The 23,386-nt window shown below is 59.3% G+C and carries 17 protein-coding genes and 1 other RNA gene; 8 read left to right on the top strand and 10 right to left on the bottom strand.

What is annotated here, in order from left to right; genetic code table 11:
- Positions 1-101 precede the first annotated feature (101 nt).
- The 8 genes from ACA066_RS03670 (at position 102) to ACA066_RS03635 (ending at position 8,079) form a co-directional block, all read left to right on the top strand.
- Positions 102-926, top strand: coding sequence for a (Fe-S)-binding protein (locus ACA066_RS03670; protein ID WP_497698171.1), 825 nt, complete (start codon positions 102-104; stop codon positions 924-926).
- Positions 923-2,377 (top strand): LutB/LldF family L-lactate oxidation iron-sulfur protein, encoded by a 1,455-nt coding sequence (locus ACA066_RS03665; protein WP_497698170.1) that lies wholly within the window; start codon positions 923-925, stop codon positions 2,375-2,377. The genes ACA066_RS03670 and ACA066_RS03665 overlap by 4 nt, the downstream gene beginning before the upstream one ends.
- Positions 2,377-3,048 (top strand): LutC/YkgG family protein, encoded by a 672-nt coding sequence (locus ACA066_RS03660; RefSeq protein WP_497698169.1) that lies wholly within the window; start codon positions 2,377-2,379, stop codon positions 3,046-3,048. The genes ACA066_RS03665 and ACA066_RS03660 overlap by 1 nt, the downstream gene beginning before the upstream one ends.
- Positions 3,045-5,855: an FAD-binding and (Fe-S)-binding domain-containing protein gene (locus tag ACA066_RS03655; protein ID WP_497698168.1), complete on the top strand. Its 2,811-nt coding sequence runs from the start codon at positions 3,045-3,047 to the stop codon at positions 5,853-5,855. The genes ACA066_RS03660 and ACA066_RS03655 overlap by 4 nt, the downstream gene beginning before the upstream one ends.
- A gap of 130 nt (positions 5,856-5,985) precedes the next feature.
- Complete coding sequence (locus tag ACA066_RS03650) at positions 5,986-6,261, top strand: PA2433 domain-containing protein (protein ID WP_497698167.1); 276 nt, start codon at positions 5,986-5,988, stop codon at positions 6,259-6,261.
- Between the two features lie 261 nt (positions 6,262-6,522).
- The gene (locus tag ACA066_RS03645) at positions 6,523-6,801 is read left to right on the top strand and encodes a PA2433 domain-containing protein (RefSeq protein ID WP_497698166.1); all 279 of its coding nucleotides are present in this window, start codon (positions 6,523-6,525) and stop codon (positions 6,799-6,801) included.
- A 95-nt stretch (positions 6,802-6,896) separates the two neighbouring features.
- Positions 6,897-7,290: a transfer-messenger RNA gene (gene ssrA / locus ACA066_RS03640) on the top strand.
- Positions 7,291-7,533: 243 nt separating this feature from the next.
- Complete coding sequence (locus tag ACA066_RS03635) at positions 7,534-8,079, top strand: hypothetical protein (RefSeq protein WP_497698165.1); 546 nt, start codon at positions 7,534-7,536, stop codon at positions 8,077-8,079.
- Between the two features lie 99 nt (positions 8,080-8,178).
- On the opposite strand, the gene ACA066_RS03630 is transcribed toward ACA066_RS03635, so the two are convergent.
- The 10 genes from ACA066_RS03630 to ACA066_RS03585 form a co-directional block, all read right to left on the bottom strand.
- A complete protein-coding gene (locus tag ACA066_RS03630; protein WP_497698164.1) occupies positions 8,179-8,601 on the bottom strand; it encodes an organic hydroperoxide resistance protein in 423 nt (140 codons plus the stop codon).
- A 33-nt stretch (positions 8,602-8,634) separates the two neighbouring features.
- Positions 8,635-9,573, bottom strand: coding sequence for an enoyl-CoA hydratase/isomerase family protein (locus ACA066_RS03625; RefSeq protein WP_497698163.1), 939 nt, complete (start codon positions 9,571-9,573; stop codon positions 8,635-8,637).
- Positions 9,574-9,844: 271 nt separating this feature from the next.
- Positions 9,845-11,218: an exopolysaccharide Pel transporter PelG gene (gene pelG, locus ACA066_RS03620; protein ID WP_497698162.1), complete on the bottom strand. Its 1,374-nt coding sequence runs from the start codon at positions 11,216-11,218 to the stop codon at positions 9,845-9,847.
- Positions 11,219-12,733 carry a GT4 family glycosyltransferase PelF gene (pelF, locus tag ACA066_RS03615; RefSeq protein ID WP_497698161.1) on the bottom strand — a complete coding sequence of 505 codons (1,515 nt, stop codon included), beginning with the start codon at positions 12,731-12,733 and terminating at the stop codon, positions 11,219-11,221.
- A complete protein-coding gene (locus tag ACA066_RS03610; RefSeq protein WP_497698160.1) occupies positions 12,730-13,719 on the bottom strand; it encodes a tetratricopeptide repeat protein in 990 nt (329 codons plus the stop codon). Before ACA066_RS03610 ends, pelF begins: the two co-directional genes overlap by 4 nt.
- Positions 13,697-15,064: a PelD GGDEF domain-containing protein gene (locus tag ACA066_RS03605; protein ID WP_497698159.1), complete on the bottom strand. Its 1,368-nt coding sequence runs from the start codon at positions 15,062-15,064 to the stop codon at positions 13,697-13,699. Before ACA066_RS03605 ends, ACA066_RS03610 begins: the two co-directional genes overlap by 23 nt.
- 5 nt (positions 15,065-15,069) lie before the next feature.
- Complete coding sequence (locus ACA066_RS03600; protein WP_497698158.1) at positions 15,070-15,588, bottom strand: penicillin-binding protein activator LpoB; 519 nt, start codon at positions 15,586-15,588, stop codon at positions 15,070-15,072.
- 26 nt (positions 15,589-15,614) lie between these two features.
- A complete protein-coding gene (locus tag ACA066_RS03595; RefSeq protein WP_497698157.1) occupies positions 15,615-19,253 on the bottom strand; it encodes a tetratricopeptide repeat protein in 3,639 nt (1,212 codons plus the stop codon).
- On the bottom strand, positions 19,231-22,041 hold the full coding sequence (locus ACA066_RS03590) for a bifunctional glycoside hydrolase/polysaccharide deacetylase family protein (RefSeq protein ID WP_497698156.1): 2,811 nt from the start codon (positions 22,039-22,041) through the stop codon (positions 19,231-19,233). Before ACA066_RS03590 ends, ACA066_RS03595 begins: the two co-directional genes overlap by 23 nt.
- A gap of 62 nt (positions 22,042-22,103) precedes the next feature.
- Positions 22,104-23,036, bottom strand: coding sequence for an NAD-dependent epimerase/dehydratase family protein (locus ACA066_RS03585; protein WP_497698155.1), 933 nt, complete (start codon positions 23,034-23,036; stop codon positions 22,104-22,106).
- Positions 23,037-23,386 lie beyond the last annotated feature (350 nt).

Genomic DNA, 23,386 nt, shown 5'->3' with positions numbered 1-23,386 from the left:
GCGTCAGCTATCCACAACCCGGTCTGTAAGGCTGCTGAAAGAATCACCCTCTATATTTCAGCAGCCTCAGCGGACGGATAACCGGCCGAGAGACACGCCTGATGAGCGAGCTTTTTTACAACGCCGTGCCAAACGCGACCCGCGTCGCCCCGCCACTGCCCGAGCCTCGGCAATATCCCAGCGAAAAACCGTCACGGGTCTACCTGTTCGGGACCTGCGTGGTGGATTTGTTCTACCCGGAAGCCGGGATGGATGCGATTCACCTGCTGGAACGCGAAGGCATTCGTGTCGAGTACCCGCAGGGGCAAAGCTGTTGCGGGCAACCGGCCTACACCTCCGGTTACACCGACCAGGCCCGGACCGTTGCACGCTCGCAATTGGCGCTGTTCGCCGGCGACTATCCAGTGGTGGTGCCGTCGGGATCGTGTGCCGGCATGCTGCGCGAACACTACGCCGACTTGTTCAAGGACGAGCCGGAAACACTGAAACAGGTTCGGGCGCTGGCGGCCCGGACTTATGAGTTGGCCGAGTTCCTGTTGTTCGTCTGCAAGGTGCAGCTCAAGGACAGCGGCGAACCGGTAAAAGTGGCGTTGCACACCTCGTGCTCGGCACGTCGCGAGATGAACACCCACCTGCACGGCCGCGAGTTGTTGGCGCAGCTGGGCAATGTGGAACGCGTCGACCATAGCCATGAAAGTGAATGCTGTGGCTTTGGTGGGACATTCAGCGTCCGTATGCCAGACATTTCCGGCGCGATGGTGGCTGACAAGACCCGGTCGTTGAAGGAATCCGGCGCGCACAAGGTACTCAGTGCCGACTGCGGTTGCCTGATGAACATCAACGGCTCGCTGGAGAAACAGAAGGAAGCGTTGCGCGGTCAGCATCTGGCCAGTTTCCTCTGGCAGCGAACCGGAGGCGGCCAATGAACGCTTCCGCGATTATTCCTACGGTTGCCGTAGAAGAAGATTTCCGCACCCGCGCTCACACGGCGTTGGGTGACAAGCAGTTGCGAAACAACTTTCGCACTGCAATGGATTCACTGATGACAAAACGGGCAACGTCCTTCAGCGATGCCCATGAAAGAGAACATTTGCGAGCGCTGGGCAATGCTGTCCGCGCCCGTGCGTTATCGAAGTTGCCCGACCTGCTCGAGCAGCTTGAACAGAACCTGACCCGCAACGGTGTGACAGTGCACTGGGCGGAAACGGTGGACGAAGCCAATGGCATCGTCCTCTCGATCATCCGCGCTCACGAGGGGCGGCAAGTGATCAAGGGCAAATCGATGGTCAGCGAAGAGATGGAGATGAATCATTTCCTCGCTGAACAGGGCATTGAATGTCTGGAATCGGACATGGGCGAGTACATCGTCCAGCTCGACCACGAGAAGCCTTCACACATTATTATGCCGGCGATCCACAAGAATGCCGGTCAGGTCGCGTCCTTGTTCCACGACAAACTTGGCGTGGAGTACACCAAGGACGTTGACCAACTCATTCAGATCGGTCGCAAAGTCTTGCGACAGAAATTTTTCGAAGCGGACATCGGCGTCTCCGGCGTCAACTTCGCCGTGGCCGAAACCGGCACCCTGTTGCTGGTGGAAAACGAAGGCAACGGCCGAATGACCACCACGGTCCCGCCGGTTCACATTGCCGTGACCGGCATCGAAAAAGTCGTTGAAAACCTGCGGGACGTGGTCCCTTTGCTGTCACTGCTGACACGCTCCGCGCTGGGCCAGCCGATCACCACTTACGTCAACATGATCTCCGGCTCGCGCAAGGAGCATGAACTCGACGGCCCCCGGGAAGTGCACCTGGTATTGCTCGACAACGGTCGCAGCCAGGCTTTTGCCGACAGCGAACTGCGCCAGACCCTGAACTGCATTCGCTGCGGCGCCTGTATGAATCATTGCCCGGTCTACACTCGAATCGGCGGTCATGCCTATGGGGAGGTTTACCCTGGGCCTATCGGAAAAATCATCACCCCGCACATGGTCGGCCTGGCGAATGTCCCGGACCATCCGAGCGCGTCGTCACTGTGCGGTGCCTGCGGTGAAGTCTGCCCGGTAAAAATTCCTATCCCGGCCTTACTGCGTCGCCTACGGGAAGAGAACGTCAAAGCCCCGGACAGTCCGCATCAAGTCATGCGCGGCCAGGGCAGCAAGTATTCGCGCAGGGAACGCTTTATCTGGAATGCCTGGGCGAAGCTCAACAGCTCGCCGACGCTGTACCGGCTGTTCGGCTTTTTCGCCACACGACTGCGCGCCCTCGCCCCGAGTAACGTCGGCCCGTGGACGCAAAACCACAGCGCCCCGAAACCCGCTGCCCGCTCACTGCACGACATGGCCCGCGAGCACTTGGCCAAACAGGGAGACCGCTGATGAGCGCCAAACAAAATATCCTCGCCAAGTTACGGAATAGTCTGACCGGCACCACGCCCGTGCCTGACGAATTCAACGTCGAACTGGTGACAGCGCCCTACACCTATGCCCCGGAACAACGGATCCCGCAGTTGCGCAAACTGATGGAAGCGGTGCACACGGAAATCCATCTGACATCAGGCGACGGCTGGCCAGAGCTGCTGGCGCAATTGCTGCGCGATCGCCAATTGCCGAGCTTGTTGATCGCGCCGACTACGCCTCATGGTCAACGTATCGCTCAGCACTGGGAGAAAAATCCGGGGCTACCAACGCTCAAGTCCTACGACCGTCCGGTCGAAGAATGGAAAGCCGAGCTGTTCAACGACACGCCCGCCAGTCTGACCGGAACCCTCGGAGCAATCGCTGCCACGGGCAGTCTGATTCTCTGGCCGACGCGGGAAGAACCACGCTTGATGAGCCTGGTGCCGCCGGTGCATTTCGCCCTGCTCAAGGCCAGTGAAATCCGCGACAACTTCTATCAGGTGCAGCAGGAATTCAACTGGGCGCAAGGCATGCCGACCAACGCGCTGCTGGTCTCCGGCCCGTCGAAGACCGCCGACATCGAGCAAGTCCTGGCCTATGGCGCTCACGGTCCGAAAGACCTGGTGGTTTTGATCCTGGAGGACCAATGAGTCTACCGGCGGCTTTCCTGCGAGATGCACAGAAACTGATCCCCCAAGAGCGACGTTTCGACGATCCACTGTCGACATTGGCCTTCGGCACCGACGCCAGTTTCTACCGGCTGATTCCGAAACTGGTGATCCGCGTTGAATCCGAAGATGAAGTGGTGGCACTGCTCGGACTGGCGCAACGGGACCAAGTCCCGGTGACCTTCCGCGCCGCCGGCACCAGCCTGTCCGGCCAGGCCATCAGCGATTCGGTGCTGATCGTGCTTGGGGATAACTGGAACGGTCGAGAGATCCGCGGCCAGGGCACGCAAATCCGCCTGCAACCGGGCGTGATCGGCGCGCAGGCCAATGCGTGGCTGGCACCGTTCGGGCGCAAGATCGGTCCGGACCCGGCGTCGATCAACGCCTGCAAAATCGGTGGCATTGTCGCCAACAATGCCAGCGGCATGTGCTGCGGCACGGCGCAAAACACCTATCACACGCTGGCCGGTATTCGCCTGGTGCTCGCCGACGGCAGCTGCCTTGATACCGAAGATGCGGCAAGTGTCGCGGCGTTTCGCGAGAGCCACGCAGCGCTGCTTGATCGTCTGGCGGCACTGGGTCGCGAGACCCGCGCCAATTCCGATTTGGCCGCAAAAATCCGCCACAAATATCGTCTGAAAAATACCACCGGCCTGTCACTCAACGCCCTGGTGGATTTCGATGAACCTGTGGATATCTTGAGCCACTTGCTGGTGGGTTCCGAAGGCACGCTCGGGTTCATCAGCGCAGTGACTTACGACACCGTGATCGACCACCCGAACAAGGCCTCAGCGCTGATCGTTTTCCCGGATGTGGAAACCTGCTGCAACGCCGTCACCGTGCTGAAAAGCCAACCGGTGTCGGCCGTGGAACTGCTGGACCGCCGCAGTCTGCGCTCGGTGCAGAACAAGCCGGGCATGCCGGCTTTCGTACAGCATCTGTCGAACAATGCCTGCGCCCTGCTGATCGAATCCCGCGCTGCGTCGTCCACTTTGCTGCATGAGCAACTGGCGCAAATCATGGCGTCACTGGCCTCATTCCCGGTGGAGAAACAGGTCGACTTCACCGAAGACCCAGTCGAAAACGCTCGTCTCTGGGCCATTCGCAAGGACACTTTCCCCGCCGTCGGTGCGGTGCGCAAAACCGGCACCACGGTGATCATCGAAGACGTGACCTTCCCGGTAGAACAACTGGCCATCGGCGTAAACCGTCTGATCGAGCTGTTTGACAAACATCACTACGACGAAGCGATTCTTTTCGGACACGCCCTGGAAGGCAATCTGCACTTTGTCTTCACCCAAGGCTTCAACAACCCGGAAGAAGTCGCACGCTATCAGGCGTTCATGGATGACGTCGCACAATTGGTCGCCGTGGAATTCGGCGGTTCGCTGAAGGCCGAGCACGGCACCGGCCGCAACATGGCGCCCTTCGTCGAACTGGAATGGGGCAGCGATGCCTACCAGTTGATGTGGCAGCTCAAACGCCTGCTCGACCCTAACGGCATTCTCAATCCCGACGTGGTGCTGAGCGACGATCCGCAGATCCACCTGAAGCATCTGAAACCGCTGCCGGCCGCCGACGAGATTGTGGACAAGTGCATAGAGTGCGGTTTCTGCGAGCCGGTTTGCCCGTCGAAAGGCCTGACCCTGAGCCCGCGCCAGCGCATCGTGATCTGGCGTGACATTCAGGCGAAGAAACGTGCAGGCGTGGATACCACCGAACTGGAAGCCGCTTACGAATACCAGGGCATCGACACCTGCGCCGCCACCGGGTTGTGCGCCCAGCGTTGCCCTGTAGGAATCAATACCGGCGAGCTGGTGAAAAAGCTCCGCAGCCGTAAGGCGACGCATACGAAAACTGCCAACTGGCTTGAAGGCAATTTCGCCACCGCGTTGCAAGGCGCACGTTTCACCCTGCACGTGGCCAACGGTGCGCGGATGCTGCTGGGAGCGCCGCGTCTGGCGAAACTTTCGGCAACGCTGACGAAGCTATCCAAAGGTCAGGTCCCGCAATGGACCAATGCCATGCCGCAGCCGGAAAAGGCCATTCGCTTCAGCCCGACCGTGACGGATGCGCGTCCGCGAGTGGTGTACCTGGCGGCCTGCGTCTCGCGGGTGATGGGTCCGGCAGCCGGTGATAAAGAACAAATGTCGCTGTACGACAAAACCCGTGGCTTGCTGGAAAAAGCCGGTTACCAGGTAGTCTTTCCGGACAATCAGGACAGTCTCTGCTGCGGTCAGCCGTTCGCCTCCAAGGGCTACGCCGAACAGGCCGAACACAAACGCCAGGAGCTGATTGGCGCGTTACTGCACGCCAGCCGTGGCGGGCTCGATCCGATTTACTGCGACACCAGCCCCTGCACTCTGCGCCTGGCTCAGGACCCGGGTGATGCTCGACTGGACCTGTACGACCCAGTGCGTTTCATCCGTACGCATTTGATGGACAGGCTCGAATTCACGCCGCAGGAAGCGCCAATCGCGGTACACGTTACGTGCAGCACTCAGCACCTGGGGGAAAGTCAGGCGCTGATCGATCTGGCGCGCAAGTGCAGCAAATCCGTGGTCATTCCCGAAGGTATTCACTGCTGTGGATTTGCCGGCGACAAGGGCTTTACCACGCCGGAGCTGAACGCTCATTCGCTGCGCACGCTCAAGGATGCGGTGCAACAGTGCAGCGAGGGGATTTCCACCAGTCGCACCTGTGAGATCGGTCTGACGCAACACGGTGGAATTGACTACCACGGGCTGGTCTATCTGGTGGATCGGGTGACTCGGGCGAGGGCCCTCTGAAGAAAAATAGAACCCTGACGCACCGCCGTAGTCCACTGATTAAGCCCGGTCATTGCCGGGCCTTACCCAAAATCGGCAGCCCGTCCTGATGGCCAGCAAATGCCTGGACCCTCAGTTCAAGGAGATACACATGAAACGTTCTGTACTGTTAGGTCTGTTCGTTACTGTCTCGCTGATGGCGTCCCCCTCGTTTGCCGTCGAAGACCTCTGTGCGGTCAACCTGAAAACCATCGAAAATGCCAAGGCACAGATTCCTCCGGAAATGACTGAACAGGTAATGGACAGCGTCGAGAAAGCCAAAACTGATCATGCAAAAGGCACCAAGCAAGGGACTGATGATTGCATCGCCGAGACCACCCAAACTATTCAGGCCATTCAGAAAACAAGTGACGGCGGCAAACAATAACCCCAGCACAATGCCAACCTTCGGGTTGGCCTTCTGGCTCCCCCGGCGCCAGCTGATACGAGGCAAAACAAAACCCGCCAATCCGCGGGTTTTGTTGCATTTGGGGTTGGGTCATTTTCATAGCTTCTTCTGCAGTAAACGAATTCTTGCGCAATATCGCAGTCTTTAAGTAGGCCCATTCAATCGTGGCTTATTTTCCGACCTCGGCCGAGCCGCACGCTCATACGGCAGCACCGAGACCATCAGTTCAAGGAGATATCCATGAAACGTACCGCACTCGCTGGTCTGTTCATTTCTGCTGCAATGTTGGCCTCTCCCGTCTTTGCTGCGGACAACAACCTTTGTACGAGCAAGCTGCAAGAGCTCAAAAGCAAAGTGAATTCACTGCCGGCGAACTCCGGCAACACCGCAATGGAGATCAAAAGACTGGTGTCCAGCGCCGAAGCTTCCCAAGCTTCCGGGGACGACAAAAAATGCGTCACCGAGGCCACCCAGGCATCGGCACTCGCTGACAAACAGCGCAACGAACCCAACCCATAATCTGTGGTGGCCAACCTTCGGGTTGGCCTTCTGAGCCGCGTTGGCGTACACTGCGCAGGCTTGTTGCTCACTTTGATTCACAGAGCAATAGGCTCGGGGCCGTTTAGGATTCGACGCCGGTTGCGAAACTTTAGGTGCATGCCGAGTTGGTAACAGAACTCGTAAATCCACTGTTGCAACTTCTTATAGTTGCCAATGACGAAACCTACGGGGAATACGCTCTCGCTGCGTAAGCAGCCTTAGCCCTTCCCTTCTGGTACCTTCGGGTCCAGCAATCATCAGGGGATGTCTGTAAACCCAAAGTGATTGTCATATAGAACAGAATCGCCGTGCAGTACGTTGTGGACGAAGCGGCTAAAACTTACACAACTCGCCCAAAGCACCCTGCCCGTCGGGTCGCTGAGGGTTAACTCAATAGACACGGCTACGCATGTAGTACCGACAGCGGAGTACTGGCGGACGGGGGTTCAAATCCCCCCGGCTCCACCAAATACGAAGCAAGACAAAACCCGCCAAGTGCGGGTTTTGTTGCATCTGGGGTTTGGTCATTCAGGCTTCAGGCCACTGCGGCTGCTGGAGTGAGCCTCATTTGGGCGTCGGTTCATTGAAAGCTGCCGAGCAGCTTGACGAAATAAGTGGCTGCACCTCAAGATTGCGCGCCCTGATATCTGCCATCAGATCGCCACTACCGACTATTACTGCCAACCCAATCGTTCTGGATATGGAGATTCAATGAAAAATCCAAAGTTTTTGCTCTCCTTTTCATGCCTCCTGGCCCTATCACTTCTGACGGGTTGCGCGGCATCGGTGAAAAGTGGCGGCGCAGGAACGCTGGCCATCCAGGAGTCAGCGAAGCAAAACCTGGTGGTCAATTTCAAAGGGAACACCAAGGTCCAGCAGAATGAGGATTGGCCGCTTTTACAGCGCGACTGGAATGAAGCCCTGCAAGCAGAGGCCGCCCGTGCCGGCTACGGCCTCACAGAGGCTCAGACCTTGAGTTCGGGCACCAAGGATGGCGTTGGCATCACCATCAACGTGAGCAACTTTCGCTACCTGACGCCGGGTGCACGCTATGGCGCTGGCATTATGGTGGGCAACGCCTGGGTCAATTCAAGTGCAGACTTTTCTGACTTGAAATCGGGGAGCCTGATAGGAACCCGGACCTATGACACCTCATCGTCGGCCTGGGAAGGCGTTATGTCGGCCATGACCAAAAAACAGGTTCAGGCGATTGCGCAGCAGATCATCAGCGACATCAAGAACGCGAAGGCCAAATGATCTGAAGCCATAGTCTTGCCAGAAAGACCAAAAAAGCCGTAAAGCTTCGAGAAATCGAGCTTCACGGCTTTTTTGTTACCTGGATTTTTTATCCAGCAATCAAACGACTTTCAACTCCACCTGCACATGCCCGCGCGTCATCCGCGAATACGGGCAGATCTGATGCGCAGCCTCAGCCAACTCACGTTTCACGCCCTCCTCCAGGCCAGGAATATTGACGTTCAACCTGACCGCCAACTGAAAATCCCCACCACCGGTTTTGCCCAGATCCACCTCGGCATCCACAGACGTATCCTCCGGCAATTTGACTTTCAGCTTCCCGGCGGCGACCTGTATCGCACCGATGAAACAGGCTGAATAACCCAGTGCAAACAGTTGCTCCGGATTGGTCCCCGGTTTGCCTGAACCGGGGGAGCTGAATTTCACGTCCAGCTCGCCATCGCTGGATTTGCCGGTGCCCGTGCGGCCGCCGACGGTGTGGGTTTTTGCGGTGTAGAGAACGGTTTCCAGTGCGGTGCTCATGACAGTAACTCCTGATGGGTGGTTTTTTTTTGATCAGTCGCCGAGGGTGCCGGTGTGATGTGCCAGGCGTTTTTCAACATCCGCATTCTTCTGCAAGCCAAGCTCCATCAATTGTTTGATCCGTTGCTGCGCCGCCGGACGTTTCACCGAACCGATGAACCCGTCCCATTCGGCAGCAATGGCGTCGTTCGGTGGCAGACTGGAGGCGTCGACGAGGCGCTTGATATCGGTGATCGACTGCTTGTCGAACCGGGCAATACGGCGAGCCATGGTGTCGACGAACGCGTCGAGTTCGGCATCGGGCAGCGCACGATTGACATAGCCATAGCGTTCCGCGAGGTCGCCATCGATATCGTTGCCGGTCAGCAGCACTTCCAGTGCGCGCCCACGCCCCATCAGCCGCGGCAATCGAGCCATGGGGCCACCACCCGGTACCAGTGCGGCACCGATTTCCCATTGCGAGAGAATGGCTTTTTCGCGACTGGCAAAGCGCATGTCGCTGGCCAGTGACAGCTCACTGCCGACACCGGTGGCACGACCGCGAATCGACACGATCGATACGACCGGCGCCTTGCTCAGGCGAACCAGCATGTCAGGCAGCGGCGGTAGCCCTGTGGGGCCATTGGGCAGGCTCGTCGTGTCCGTCAGTGGCGGCACGAAGTCATAGTGGGTGAGGAAGAAATCCGGAACGTCGCTGTCGAACACCACTACTTTGACCTTCGGGTCTGTCTCGAGCGCGGTGATGACCTCGTTCAATTGCGGCATGGTTTCCGGGCCGTAGATGTTGTACGGCGGATTGTGGAACGTGACGCGCCAATACTCGGGTGTGACGCGCGTGAGTTTTATCTCCTGTTTGACGGCGTGGGTGGCTGATTTCGAGGGGGTGGCTGGGGCCGTCTCACCGGCGAAGGTCAGACTGGCTGTCGTCATCCCGGCGATCATAAGAGCAGCACTCAACAACTGTAGCTTCATGAGAAACCTCCAGAGCGCTATCGAAAGACACGTATCGGAGATATCGCCAGGAGTCGATGGGATGTGGGGGCGGGGGGACGGCTTGATCGATCGAGTGGCACTCGCATCAAGAGGTGGCCCGGAACAGATCGTCTTTCGTCGGCAGCTCCGAATGATAAAGGTTAGCAGCGTACCTTGGCCTTTCAAGTGACGTCAGTCGGAAGCCATCAGGCGAAAAAAAAAGGCACTTGGCGATGATCGCCAGTGCCTTTTTTTTTACCCGGAAGAACCGTTAGCGCGATGACAACATGAAGGTGTCGTACTCCAGGTCTTCCAGCGCCGTGGACAGTCGGTGCAGCCCGAGCAGGACACAGACCAGCAACGACAGGGTGAACCCGTAGCCAAAAAAGCTTGGGCCAAGGTACATGCTCAGCAGCGTCAGCGCCCCGTTCAACACCGCAAACAGCACACACAGCTCCAGCACCACAGTGCGCTTGTCCAGATAGAAGAACACGTTGAGCAACGCCATGAACACCACCTGAATACTGACGCCGATCAGGTCGATGTAGAACAGCGGCAGGTAGTAGCTGGAGATACCCAGCCAATCCAGCAGACGCGGCGCGAACAGGAACAACAGCACCACCGTCAGCCCCTGCACCTTGCAAATTTCCAGCAGCCCCTGACGGATCGACAAGGTCATCTCGGTTTTCAGCGAACCGATGTGCTGCAAGGTTTCGCCCTCGCGGATCGCCCGAAACAGACGGTCATACCATTCGGCAAAATCGGTTTCGATGCGCACCAGGAACACCGCCATCCCCGGGATGATCGCCAGGTACGCGAGGAAGATAGGCATGTCATAAAGGATCGACGCGCGCAGCGGGCCGATGACGTTGCTGGACGTGCCGGGGTTGAACCAGAACAGGAACTTGTCGATCCAGATGCCGAAGTTGTAGAAGAAACCGGTGGCGAGCAGGCTGAGGAATACCTGGCGCCGATCAAGGAAATCGAAGGCGATCAGCTTTTCCGCCCGGTACTCGCGCAGGATGTCGTAGAGGTACAGAAACAGCAGCGTGCTGTGCCCGATCAGCAGCGCCAGCAGCAGGCCCGGTATCTTCAGGAAGGCCAGCACATAGGCGCTGGCCACCATCAGCGTGTAGCCCACCAGCATGACCAGCAGAATGCGGTTATAGGCCTTCATCCCCGACAGGAAGATGATCACCAGCCACAAGTTGCACAGCACCACGAAATTCGACAGCACCAGCACCCGGTAGATCAGCGGTTGATCGAACAACACGGTCAGCACAATGATGCCCAGCACGCCGGCGGCGAGCGTGACCAGCAACAGGATGCCCAGCAAGTTGGGCAGGATCTGTTCGTACTTGTGCTCGAACAACCGGTCGGACACGAACCGGGTGAAGAACAACTGCAAGCCACCCGTGAGAATCAACGAGGTGGCCATCAGGTAGGTCACCGTCACCAGAAACTGCCCCACCAGCGTGTTGGGTATCACAAGCCCCAGACTGATGATCCCCACCAGCATCACGCTGATGATCGATAACACCCAGGGCCCGGAGCTGATCAGGCCGGCATACACGTAGGCATGCAAGGTCGCGGTGTAGGAGTCGCGCGAAAGGATCTTGCGCAGTTCGAAGCCAATGCCGGCCATTTAACTGTTCTCCATGGCTGCTTGATACAAGTCGCGATAACGCTGCAGCATCAAGACTTCGGTGTAATAACGATTGACCCGCAACAAACCGCTGGCCTGAGCGGCCTGCCAGCGTTGCGGGCTGCGCAGCAGTTCGAGAATCGCGGCGCAGGTGGCCTGTGGATCGGCAATCGCCACCACTTTGCCGGCGAGCCCGAGGTCGCGGTCCTCAGCGCTGCCGCCTTCGATCATTTCGCGGCACGAGCCCACATCGCTGCTGACCACCGGCGTACCGGCGGCCCAGGCTTCGAGGATCACCAGCGGCTGCGCCTCGCTGATCGAGGTCAGCACCATCAGGCCGAGTTTCGGCAGGATGTCCTGGATGCGCTGGAAACCCAGGAAATGCACCTTGCCCTCCAGACCCAGGCTGGCCATCAGGCTGCGGCATTCGCTGACGTACTCCGGGTCTTCCTCTTCGGGACCGACGATCCAGCCTTCGGCCTCCGGCATGGCGCTGATCACACCACGCATGGCCCGCAGGAAGGTTTTCACGTCCTTGATCGGCACCACACGCCCGATCAAGCCCACCACGGGTGTAATACCGGGCGCACGGGATTCCAGTGCCACGGTCCACTGCGGCAGGTCGATGCCGTTCGGAATGACCTGCGTGCGGGCCGGGTCGGCGCCGTCCTTGATCTGCCGCTGACGGTTGCCGTCATACAACGCGATGATGTTGTCGGCGCTGTTGTAGGTCAGCTGACCAATGCGTTCGAAGAAGCGTACCCACAAGGTGCGGATGTAACCCGAGCCGGCATCGAGGCTGCGATTGAGCGCCTGGCCGGAGCTTTCGGCGATCCAGCTGGCCTGGGCCAGGTCGATCTTGCGTTCCTTGGTGTAAATCCCGTGCTCGCTGAGCAGGTAGGTGCAGTTCCAGCGCTGCTTGAGAATGCACCCCAGCAGCCCGGCGTAACCGGTGGAAATCGAATGCAGCATCCGCGCTCGCGGCATTTTGCGCGACGCTTCGGCGAGCATCAGCAGCGGCGACTGCATCGAACGCAGGGTCCAAAAATAATTGACGAAGGACGGGTCGGCGCAATGCAGCCGATACCCTTCGCTCAACGCCTCCCAACTGGCGCGGCTGCGCAGCACGTCGTCGAGGGTCATGCGGCCCTGCGCGATGCAGTCGAGCAGGCGCTCGCCCAGCTCAGGCTCCGGCGCGTCAGGGTGGTGCAGGAAACGATACAGATCCAGCAGCTGCTGCGGGTCGGCCTCTCGCGGCGTTCCACGGGTGTTGGTCGGATGGGTCGCATCCTCGAGAAACACCTCTTCGATGTGCAGCACATTCGACGGGACTTCATAGCGCCGCGACGGGTAGGCCGAACGTTGGCCGCCGATGAACATCACCGAGAAGGTCAGCTCCGGCAGGCCGAGAATCATCTGATGAATCCAGCTCGACACGCCGCCGCGCACGTAAGGCCAGGTGCCTTCGAGCAGCAGACAGATGTCGGCTGTCGGCGCCGCTTCCTTGTGATTCATGTCCAGCTCCTCACCAGCTCAGCGAACGGTGGCCGCTGACGGGTTTTCTCGGGAAGTTTCTCGAGCAACCCGGGAATTTCGTGATAACGACCGGCCTCGAACGCCAGTTCCGCGTGGAACGGCAACACCTGAGCGGCGCCCATGCCGTTGTCCTGGGCCTGATGCAAGAGCACTTCGGCGCGTTCGATATCACCTCGCTCCAGCGCAATGCGTCCGGCCAGCAAGAACAGCTCGCCGCCCTCGCCCGCCTCAAGCCCTTGCTCGGCGTGTTCGCTGGCCTGGTTGAGCACGTGTTCGAGCACACTGCCTTGCGCCAGGCCGAGGTACGCCAGCTCCCAATACCAGCGCGCCAGCGTGCCATGCAGCGCACCCGCGGTTTTGGCATTGGCGCCACCCAGTTGCCCAAGGGCGATCTGGATACGCAGGTTGATGTCGCTTTCCTGCTTGTCGAGCATCGAGTACGCCAGTAGCCGCACGTCGTCGCTGGGATCACCCAGCGCCAGTTTGAGGATCGGCACCGCTTCCTTGCCCGGCATGCGTCGCGTGGCCAGCAATGCGGCCAGACGCTGATCCGGATCGGGCGCATGGCGCAGCACATCCTGCAAACCGCCGTCGGCAAAGATCGGCGAATGCAATTGCAGCTGCGCGCGATACGGCAGGCTCGGAATACCGACAGCCTGCCAGGCTTGCTTGTCGCGTTTGCGCGGCAGGTACAGCGCCGGAAAGATCGACACGACCACACCGACCGTACCGATCACCGGCACAAAGAACGCCAGGCTGAAAATGAACAGCGGGCTCCAGGGCAACGGCGCACGGTAGCGTGCCGGCAACAACAACCACACCGCGGCGCACAGCAGCACGCACGCCAGACCATGGCTGAGGGTGAACACCAGCAATTGTTGCAACTCGGGCGCCGCGAGCCACAAACTGGCCCAACTGCCCGCCTCTAACAACAAGGCTCCGCTAAACAGCCACTTGCTGATCATTCAGGCCACACTCGTTGAACAGGAAATTACGCAGCCCGTCGCGTTCACAGCCAGGCTCCAGATTGAAAGGCATCACCCGCACACCCAGGCTCGCCATGTCACTTTCAATACCAAAGTGCTCATGCAACAACAGGCTGATCCGCGCCAGATAACCTTCGGTGCCCTGCGGGCTGGTCAACGGCAAGAGCACCAGCAACAGTTGATGATCCCGACCGTTGCGCACCGGCAAGTGCAAATCGAGACCACGCTGGCTGCGTTCCAGCAGACGCGTCAGCTCGTCGTTGGGACGGGTCATTTCAAAGGCAAACAGCCCGGCCGGCAATTTGTGTTTCTCAACATCCACCAGCGAACGTTTGAGCTGCAAAGTGAATTGCTGTGCATCGGCGTCGGGCAGTTGCAGCACTTGCGGGTCCCGGCGCAACAGGTCGGCGATGTGCCCGGCGAGCAGCGCCAACAGGCTCAGGGTGCGATCCTGGAAGGCGAAGAACGGCATCTGCCGAACCGCCAGAATTGCCAGCAGACGACCCTCGGCATCGATCAACGGGATGCACGCCTGCAACGATGAGAACTGCGCCGAGGTGCCGGAATCAATCAGCTCCTGACGCACGCTCACCAGTTCGCCGCGCTCCAGGCACAGCTTGACCAGACCGTCCTCGGTGCCCAACGGCCCCATCACGCCGATCGTTGCCAACGCGTCAGGCAAGACATTTTCTTCACGCTCGTCAACGCGGTACAGACCGGCCACGCGCAACGCGCCGTATTGCCCAAGCATCGCCGCGATCGGGTCTGCCAGCGCGGTCAACGCATCGCCTGCGTCCGGCATCACCCTCAACTTTTCGCGCAAGCCCAGCAAGGAACTGCGCAGGCTCTGGTCGCTGCCGGCCACGCGTTGCTCGAGCAGGTCGTGGGAGACCCGCAGAATCTGGTGCGCCCGGGTGAATTCGTCGAGACGGTACTGACGATATTCGTTGGCCATCTGCAGCCGCTCCAGGCGCCGCATCCACTGATCGCGAACCTCACCCACCAGCATCCCGCAAACCAGCACGCCGACAATGAATGACGGATCGATTTGGGCGTAGCCTTCGAGACCGCTACGGCGCAGGGCAAACATAGCCAGCACCAGCAGGCTGGCGCTGAACAGGCCGCGCACAAAACCGTAACGCACGCCCAGCAGCAGCGGCGCCAGAATCGGCCAGGGGAATCCGCCGTGTATCTGCAACGGGTCTTCAGGGGTCAGCCACAAGCCCAGGCCGATAGCCGCGCCAGTGACCAGAAGCGTTTCCAGCCAAGACACCGGGCCGCTGGCTTGAGGCGCCAGGCTGTAATCCATGTGGGGAGAATTCATTGCAATCACTCGAACCGAAGGGCGCCGACAAGTTTGTCGAGCACCGTTTGAGCGGTGCCCGCGAGGCTTTCACGGGACCAGCCGGCACGTGCGCCACTCTTGCTCCAGAGTACGCGACCGCTGCTGCCTTCGAGTACGCGCAGGCTGATGCCCACCGCTGGCTCGCCGTCCAGGCCGTTCTTGTACTGCCACTCTTCAACACTGCCGGCAATCACATAATCGAGTTTCTGCTCACGTGCCCATTCCAGGGCTCCGGCCAGACGCTCGTTGTCATCCATCAGCGCTTGTTCGCCCTGGGTGCTGGTCGGGTAAACCCGCGGTTGCAGGCCGTGGCTGCTGAGCACACTGAGCAGGATCTGCTCGCTGCGTTCCCCTGCCTGCGGCGTCTGCGAATAGTTGATCATCGGCACGATGCCCCACTGCGCGTTGCGCGGCAGGTTCGGGCTGGTTTCATCGGTGAAGCTGGCGCAACCGGCGACGAACAGGACGGCGAGGGCCAGGCCCAGATTACGAATTGCTTGCATAGTTTTTCTCCGTAGACATTCCATGATCAGCGTCCAAACCGCACGCCGTAGCTCACACCCAGTGTTCCGCCCGATTTGCCATCCCCGCCTTGTGGCGCGGACTGGTAACCGACGGTCAGGGCCAGTTCGTCGTCACCCAGCACTTCAAAACCGATTCCGGTGTTGAGGCCGTAATTGAAGGTTTGATCGGTCCATTGCCAACCGGCCGTCGCGTCCACCAGCCAGGTGTATTGCGGCTTGGTGCGCACCAGCGCGCCCGGTATACCGCGACGCCAGGTGCTGCCGAAATACAGTTGGCCGTAGCGGCTTTGCAGCAGGTCCTTGGCGGTGACCGTTTCGATGTCAAGTGGATCGATCGGCTCGGGCAAACCGGTGTCCTCATCGATGACCACTTCAGGCGCCAACTGTTTTATCGCGCCGCCATGGTTACTCGACAGGTAGTCCAGATTGGTGTTCTTGACCCGGTTTTTCTGATAGTCGACACCGCTACGAACGGTCCAGTTGGGACCGGCGAACTCCAGCGTGTGGTTCAACTCCATTTTCAGGGCGTGACCATCGCCGAGGCTGTCGCCCGCCCGCGTTGAAAACGAACGCTGCGAGACTTCCCAACTGAGCTGGTCGCGGGCCGTCAGGCTGTGACGACCGCCCAGCCAAACGCTGTCCTGCTGGCCGAAAGCGCGCATCAGCCCGCTGTCCTCGCTCTTGCGATGCCAGCCAACACCCGTTTCCAGTTCATCACTCACGCCCAATTCCCAGGTGCGCGACAGACCCAGGCCATTACGGTCATCGTCCTTGCGCTGACTGGTGTCGGCGAACAGTTTGTAGCTGCCGTCTTCAACCGAGCGTTGCAGGGTCAGGGCGGCGTTACGCTCCTGGCCGAGCTTGGATGACTCGATATCTTCGTCGTTGTACGAACCCTGTTCCAGTTCGAGATCGGCGTACCAGTGATCACCCAGGTTGTGCGCGATCTGCAACGTCGGGGCATCAAATTGCACACCGCCGAAGTTCTGCGCCTGCCAGGACAACAACATACCCTGAGGCGTGCGCTCCTGCAGTTCTACCGCCTGATTGCGCAGTTGCTCACGCACGTCGGCAGGCTGATCGTCCCCCAGCGCCGAGAGGCTGGTGTCGAGTGCTTCACCCAGACGCCCCAGACGGGTCAAAGCCTGGGCTCGCTGCGCCGGGTTCAGATCGCTACTGGCCAACAGTGTTTCGACCTGTGCTTTGTTACGGCTGCGCAGGGCCTGTTGAATCTGCTCGTAACGCTCGACCTTCAGGCCCTGGCTCCGCGCCCACGCCAGCCACTCGTCTTTTTGCGCCTCCTGGTTTGTCGCATCCAGACGAGCCAGCAGGCGTTCGAACCATAATTGCAACATGGCCGGCGAACCATCTTTCCACTTCAACACTTCCCGCTGCGCCACCCGTGGCGAATAGCTGCTGGCCATCAGGCGCAGCCAGGTCGTGTAGCGCTGAGACGATGGCTGAAGGTTTTCACCCTCAGGGCTGCGCAACAGCTTCAAGCGCAGACGCTGGGCCGCATCCTGATACCCGGCGCTGTAAAGCGCATCGGCATAAGCCGCCTGCACCAGCCAATCCTGCGAGTTGTTCTTGAGGTACATGCGATACCAGGCCAACGCTTCGCTGTCGCGACCGAACATCTGGCTGGCACTGGCAAACGCCAGCCAAAGGGTCTGGTCGTTCCGCGCCTCACTCCGCCACCGGGTCAGCAACGGCTTGAGCGCCGTCGTGTTGCCTCGGTCGACGTAAAGCCACATCAGACGCTCGCGGAACAGATTGTCATTGGGGTAACGCGACAAACCCGACAGGTACAAACGCTCTGCCTCCTCGTATTGCCCCTGCTGCACGGCCAGGGCGGCGCGCACCGCCAGCACCTGAGCCTGCTCGTCAATCTCTGGATTCTGGCTGGCGTCCTTGAGCAACGTCTCTACTTGTGGCCAATCCTCCAACTCCTGAGCCATCAGCAGCGCGTCGACCAGCCGCAGCGGATTGTGGGTGCGCTCCCAGCTGGCCATGGTCAATTGCAGCGCGCGCCGCGGATTGCTGATGCGATAACTGGAGATCAACTGAGTCTCCTCGTTACTGTCCAGCGAGCCTTTAAGGGTCAGCAGTTTTTCCATGGACAACTGCAACTCATCGTCGCGCTCCAGCTCCCAGGCCAAAAAGGCCCGCACACGCCAGTAATTCTGATCGGAGATGGCTGGGTCATTCGCCTTCACGACTTCCCAGGCCTCACGATTGTCAAACAGCAAAAGGTAGGTATGAGCCCATTCGACCCGTTCGGCGCCAGTCAGCGTAAAACGTTTCGACATGTCCTGGTAAACCTCGGTCTTTTTCGCAAACTGCCCGGTGTTTTCAAGGTTTTGCAGCAATCGTGTCCAGGCCAGACGATGGGCCGGGTACTTGCGTACGTATTTGCGCAGCCATGATTCGGCCTGCTGCGGTGTACCCCGCGACTCATGGCCATAGATCAGCGCATCCAGCTCGATGTCAGTCAGCGCTCGCTGATCCATGATTTCTTCAAGCAATGGAATCGACCGGTCAAAATCGAATTCCTGGCTTGCCAGACGCCAGGCGTGCTCACGGACTGGCGCAGTTTCGTTGAGCTTGAGCAAACGAATCCAGTAATCCAGTGCCGCGTGGTTGTCGCCACGCCATTCGCCCAGGTGTGCCATTTGTTCCAGCAACGCCTGCTCATCGGGGAAACTGACGAGCAATTGCTGACCGCTCTCCCACGCGCCGGCGAGGTCGTTCAACGCCAGACGCAGGCTCAATTCCTTTCTGAGGAGTTGCGTATTGTCCGGCTGCAAAACGCGCCACTGCTCGAGGAACAGCTGGGCCAGGTCGAAGCGGTTGCTCGCAACCGCGACGTCAACGCCCTGCTCCAGCCAGACCGAATCGGCTTGCGGATCCTTGAGCTCACCGAGTTCATCGACCAGTACTTGCGTTGCCTGTTCGCCGCGACCGTCAGCCAGCAGACTGTTAAACGCCAATTGGGCAAACTCTCGACGTTCAGCCGGCTGCACGCTCTCTCTTTTCAGCCGCAGATAAATGTCTGCCGCCAGGCCCGGCTGCTCGCCCGCCAAATGCCACTGGGCAGCAGACCTCAACGCCTCGGTACGCAGCGTGGGGTCACGGTCGGCGATTTCTTCATAGACGCTGGCCGCCATGACGGGTGCCTGCAACGACAACGCCAGGCGGGCCAGATTCTGTAATTGCGGCAGTGACAACTTGCGATGGTCCAAGCTGTTGAGCCGCTCCACCAAAGCCAGCCGCACAGCAGGATCTTCGCTGTTCACCGCCACCAATGTATCCAGCTCAAGCCGGTAGTACGCCTGTACCTCCGGCGCAGGATCAGGCCAACTCTCCAGATACTGACGCGCCTTCGTGTAGTCACCGAGACGAATCAACAGATCGACCAATTGTAGGCGCAGGTGGTCGTCCGCCGGGTGGGCCGCCAGCAGCAACTCGGCATAGTTGGCCGACACCGCATCCGGCTCTCGGCCATCGGGCTGGAACACTTCCTCACGCTGGAAAGTCGCCCACAGCAATCCCCCCACTGCGACCGCGACCGCCGCCAATGCCCAGGGATTGAGCAGACGGCTGCTTTTAGTTACCGAGGAGTTAGTTGCAGAGGAGTTGAGCATTACTCACCTGCTTCATGGGTAACTGAAAAGTCCACAGACCGGCGGATGCCTTGCCCGTGAAACGCTGGCCATCCACTTCCACCCGGCAAGCGCTCGAGGAGCGAACCGAGAAGGTCAGATCGAATTCTCCGGCAAACGAAAAGCTCACGCGCCGATCATCCAGATAACGCCAGTCCACCAACGGCAGATTGGCCTCCTCCAGCGCAGGTCTGTCATCCCGGTCAGGACGCAAGACCAACAGCGCCTGGTCACTGCTCAAATGCACATAGCGTCCCTGAGGCAAATCACGCACCCCGGCGACACCTTGGGAGCGCAGCAGATCCGGCCAACCCATTTGCGGGTCGAGCCGCACGGTGCGCAATGCATCCATCCCTCGAACCTGCCAGGCGCCTTCGGCCGTACGCGCCAGACTCGACTGATACAGGCCGTGCAACCGATCGAGGTAATCGCTCATCCACAACGACATTGGCTGCTGGTCTTTCATGAACGCGTAGATGTCGTTCATGGCTTTGATCGAGGCCTGCTTGGTGCCCGAGTAGAAGTGGTAATAGAGGTGCAGACCGCGCAAGCGGCGCGGGCTGTCCGTCAGCTCAAAGGTCTCGATCACTTCGCGGAAGCCGTAATACGGGCCTTTCCAGAGATTGGTGTAGACGTTCTCGTTGATGATCGGCGCGTAGTACTGCAAGCCACCTTCGGTGGGACGCAACAGCGGATACAACCCGGTCAGCGATGGCTTGGCCTTGGTCAGCATGGTCGAGGCGCCGTTGACGTTTTTCAGGCCAGCGTCGTAGGCCAGTTTTATGGTGGCCGCCGACGGCAAGGCATCGCCCGGCCAGAAGACCATCTTTACCGGTTTTTCCGGGGTGGTGAGACGTTGGTTGATGTAGTCGCGTGAACCGAAGATCTCGCGGCGAAAATCGATCGTGTCATATCCCGGGATGGCCATTTTCAAGCCGTACTCAGGGTTAAAATCTTCCCGTTTCCGGGCTTGTTCCGGCTGCATGAAAAACGGATGGCTGAAGGTGTGCGTGGCGACTTCGACTTTGGGGCTGGCGAACAACTCGCGCGCGATCGGCTCCAGCTCACGCGCCAGATGCGGGAACATGCCGCGCGGCGAAATCTCCCCCTCAATGATCGATACCGAGGTCAGAAACGGGTTGGGCCGAATGAAATCGTCGAGCACTTGCTTGCCGGCATACGGCGAACCACGCACTTCGGCGCGCGAAGGGAAACCATCGCCATCGATATGCACCGTCGCGATTCGCCGACCGTTTTCCGTGGTGGTGTCCGGACGAGGCTGTTCCGGCAAGTGCAAGGCCGCCTGGAGAAAGGCGAATGGATCGATGATCCAGCGGCTGCGTTCGCTGTTCGTTTCCAGAACATACGGAGAAAGTGCCAGACCGCCCCACTCGCCAACCGCCACCGGGGCGAACGTCTGGCCGCTACTGCCCGTCAGCAACAGCGCGGGTTTTGGCCCCTGGGGCAGTACGGAAATAGCGCTCAGGTCGCGGGATCGGGCCTGCACCGGTGCTTCGAAGGCCCCGATCAACGACTTGTCCTGATAAGTGATGCTCAAGGTTTGAGTGCCCGACGGGCTGGATAGATTCAGCCCCAGACGCTTGAGCAACACTTTGTCTTCAATTGGCAGGCTGGCGAAAAACGCTAACGGCACCTTCTCGTCGAGGCGCTTGTTGAGCCAACGGTTAAACCCGGCACTGTCCTGCGGAGTACCACTGGCCATCCAGGTGATAATGCCCGCATACAGACCGCTGAAACGATGCTCCGGCAAGCTGTCCACAGCCAGGTAATCAACCCGGTACCCCAGGTATTCGATCAGACCGCCGAGCATTGTGTGGCCGGCGTTGCTGGTCAGTTCATCTTCACGCGGATCGTAGATCATTGCGATCCGGCGCGGCTGGACTTCGATGTTGCTGATACCCATCGAGTCCAATTCAGGCGTGCTGATGAAGGGAATGAAACCCTCATCGCGCAGGCGTTTGGCCAGCTTGCGTGCTTCTTCACGACGTTCCGGCGGCAGATAGTCGATCGCAACCAGCGGTATGCCTTTGGCGCGCAGGGGTTGCAACTCACCCAGCAACCACTGGCGATCGGCTTCCGGGACCGGCCGATAACGCTTGGCGGCAGGATCCCAACCGGCGTACAGGGATTCAAAAGCCACTGCTGCCGCCACGCCATCAAGCTCGGGCAACACTTCAAATCCACGATTGAAAAACAGCTTCAGCGTTGGCTGACGGTTGTGCAGTTCGCGCAGGAAACTGGCAAGGGCAACACGCTGGGCTTGCTGCAACGCCTCCGGCAACAACTGAAAACTGTCGAGGGTGTCGAGAAACAGACCGGCATAACCTTGCGCTTGTAACGCTTTGGCGCGGCCGAGCAAGTGCTCCCGCCAGGCTGGCGCGGTGAGGTCCATGACCTGACTGTCCCAGGAGTCGTTTCGCACCGCAGTGACCGCCTTACCCAGCCCCGCCTTGTCGATTTCAGCCTTGTTGCCGTCGAACTCGCCGACGGACACATACGCAAACGGCTGGCTGCCTAATTTGCGCAAGGTTTTGACATCGCTCGCCGTCATGTGCCCCGGCTCGACCACAGACCATTCGAACTGAGCCAGTTCAGACAGCGGTGGCTGTTCGGCATACCAGAAAGCCACACTGGATGGAGACTGTACCGCTGCAGCCTGGACGGCTGGTCCGCTCACGAAGAGTGCCACGGCAGCGAATAGCCGCTTGGCGACTGAGCGGACACGCGTCCTGCGAAAAACGATTTCCATAATTCACTCTTGAAAGGAACTGAACCGAGACTGCCTGCACACCGAGCGGTGGAACCGGCGGGTTACAAACTGCGCAAAAGCTGTGCTAATCCGTCGCCAATGGAGGTAGGAGCCTCAAGCCTGAAGCGCTCGAGCAAGCGAGCGTTGTTGGCGCGCGAGTGGCGAATATCGCCTTGGCGTGGCGCCTGATAAGTCACCGTCAGAGGGTTGCCGGTGGCGCTCCCCAGTTCAGTGATCAGATCGTTGAGGCTGGTGGAACGACTGAGCCCGACATTCACCGCGCCGGGGCTCGGTTCGTTTGCTTCCACGGCCTGGACGAGGATGCTTACCAAGTCCTGGACGTAGACAAAGTCGCGGGTCTGTTCGCCGTCGCCGAAAATCGCGACAGGTTTTTGGGAAATCGCCCGCTCGGTGAAGATGCTGATCACGCCGGAGTAAGGCGACGAAGGGTCCTGGCGCGGGCCGAAAATATTGAAAAATCTCAGGATCACGGGCTCCAGGCCATGTTCACGGCGATAGAAGTCCAGGTAATACTCGCTGGCCAGCTTGTCGCTGGCATAAGGAGTGAGCGGGGACTTGGGGGTGTCCTCGTCGATCGCCGAGCCTTCGCCATTGTTGCCGTAGATCGCCGCGCTGGAGGCGAATACCACGCGCTTGATCCCGACCTTCAACATGTGCTCACACACGTTGAGCGTGCCGACGAAGTTGCTTTGATGGGTGCCGACCGGATCATCTACCGACGCTTGTACCGAGGCCACCGCCGCCAGATGCACGACTGCGGTGCAATCACGCATGGCTTGTTCTACAGCGGCACCGTCCGCTACATCGCCGACGACGAGGTTCAGATTGGCATTACCGACCGGCAGATTGCCGACCTTTCCGGTCGACAAATTATCCAGTACGCGAACCTTGTAGCCTTTGCCAAGCAAAGCTTCCACAAGGTGTGACCCAATAAATCCTGCACCGCCGGTAACCAGTACTCGCCCATCAGACATGAAGTTTCTTCCTGAAGATTCAAACGGACACTTCGTATGTAACGTCCGCAAAAACGGTAGCTCTGTAGATCATTGATTGAGGATGATGGCATTTAGCCTATCACCTTGAGACTGCGACATCGCCCCAATCTCGAAGGTTCAGATTCATGGGTCGGTTTTGTCCGGTCAACGTCGATTTTATGGCGCTAGGCCATTAACGCGGCGCCGATGATGTGAGATTGAGAGGATACTGTCAATAGTTTGTCTTTACTGCTGCCGTACGGTTGTCCGCCATGAAAAAGCGCCACTTAATTGACGACATTTAATAAATAAACGTCGACATACAATGACTCCCGCGACACCGCCTTTAT

The organism is Pseudomonas sp. LBUM1651 (assembly GCF_059716135.1).
Note: the sequence above shows the minus strand (reverse complement) of the source record. Positions and strands in the feature narration are given on the sequence as shown.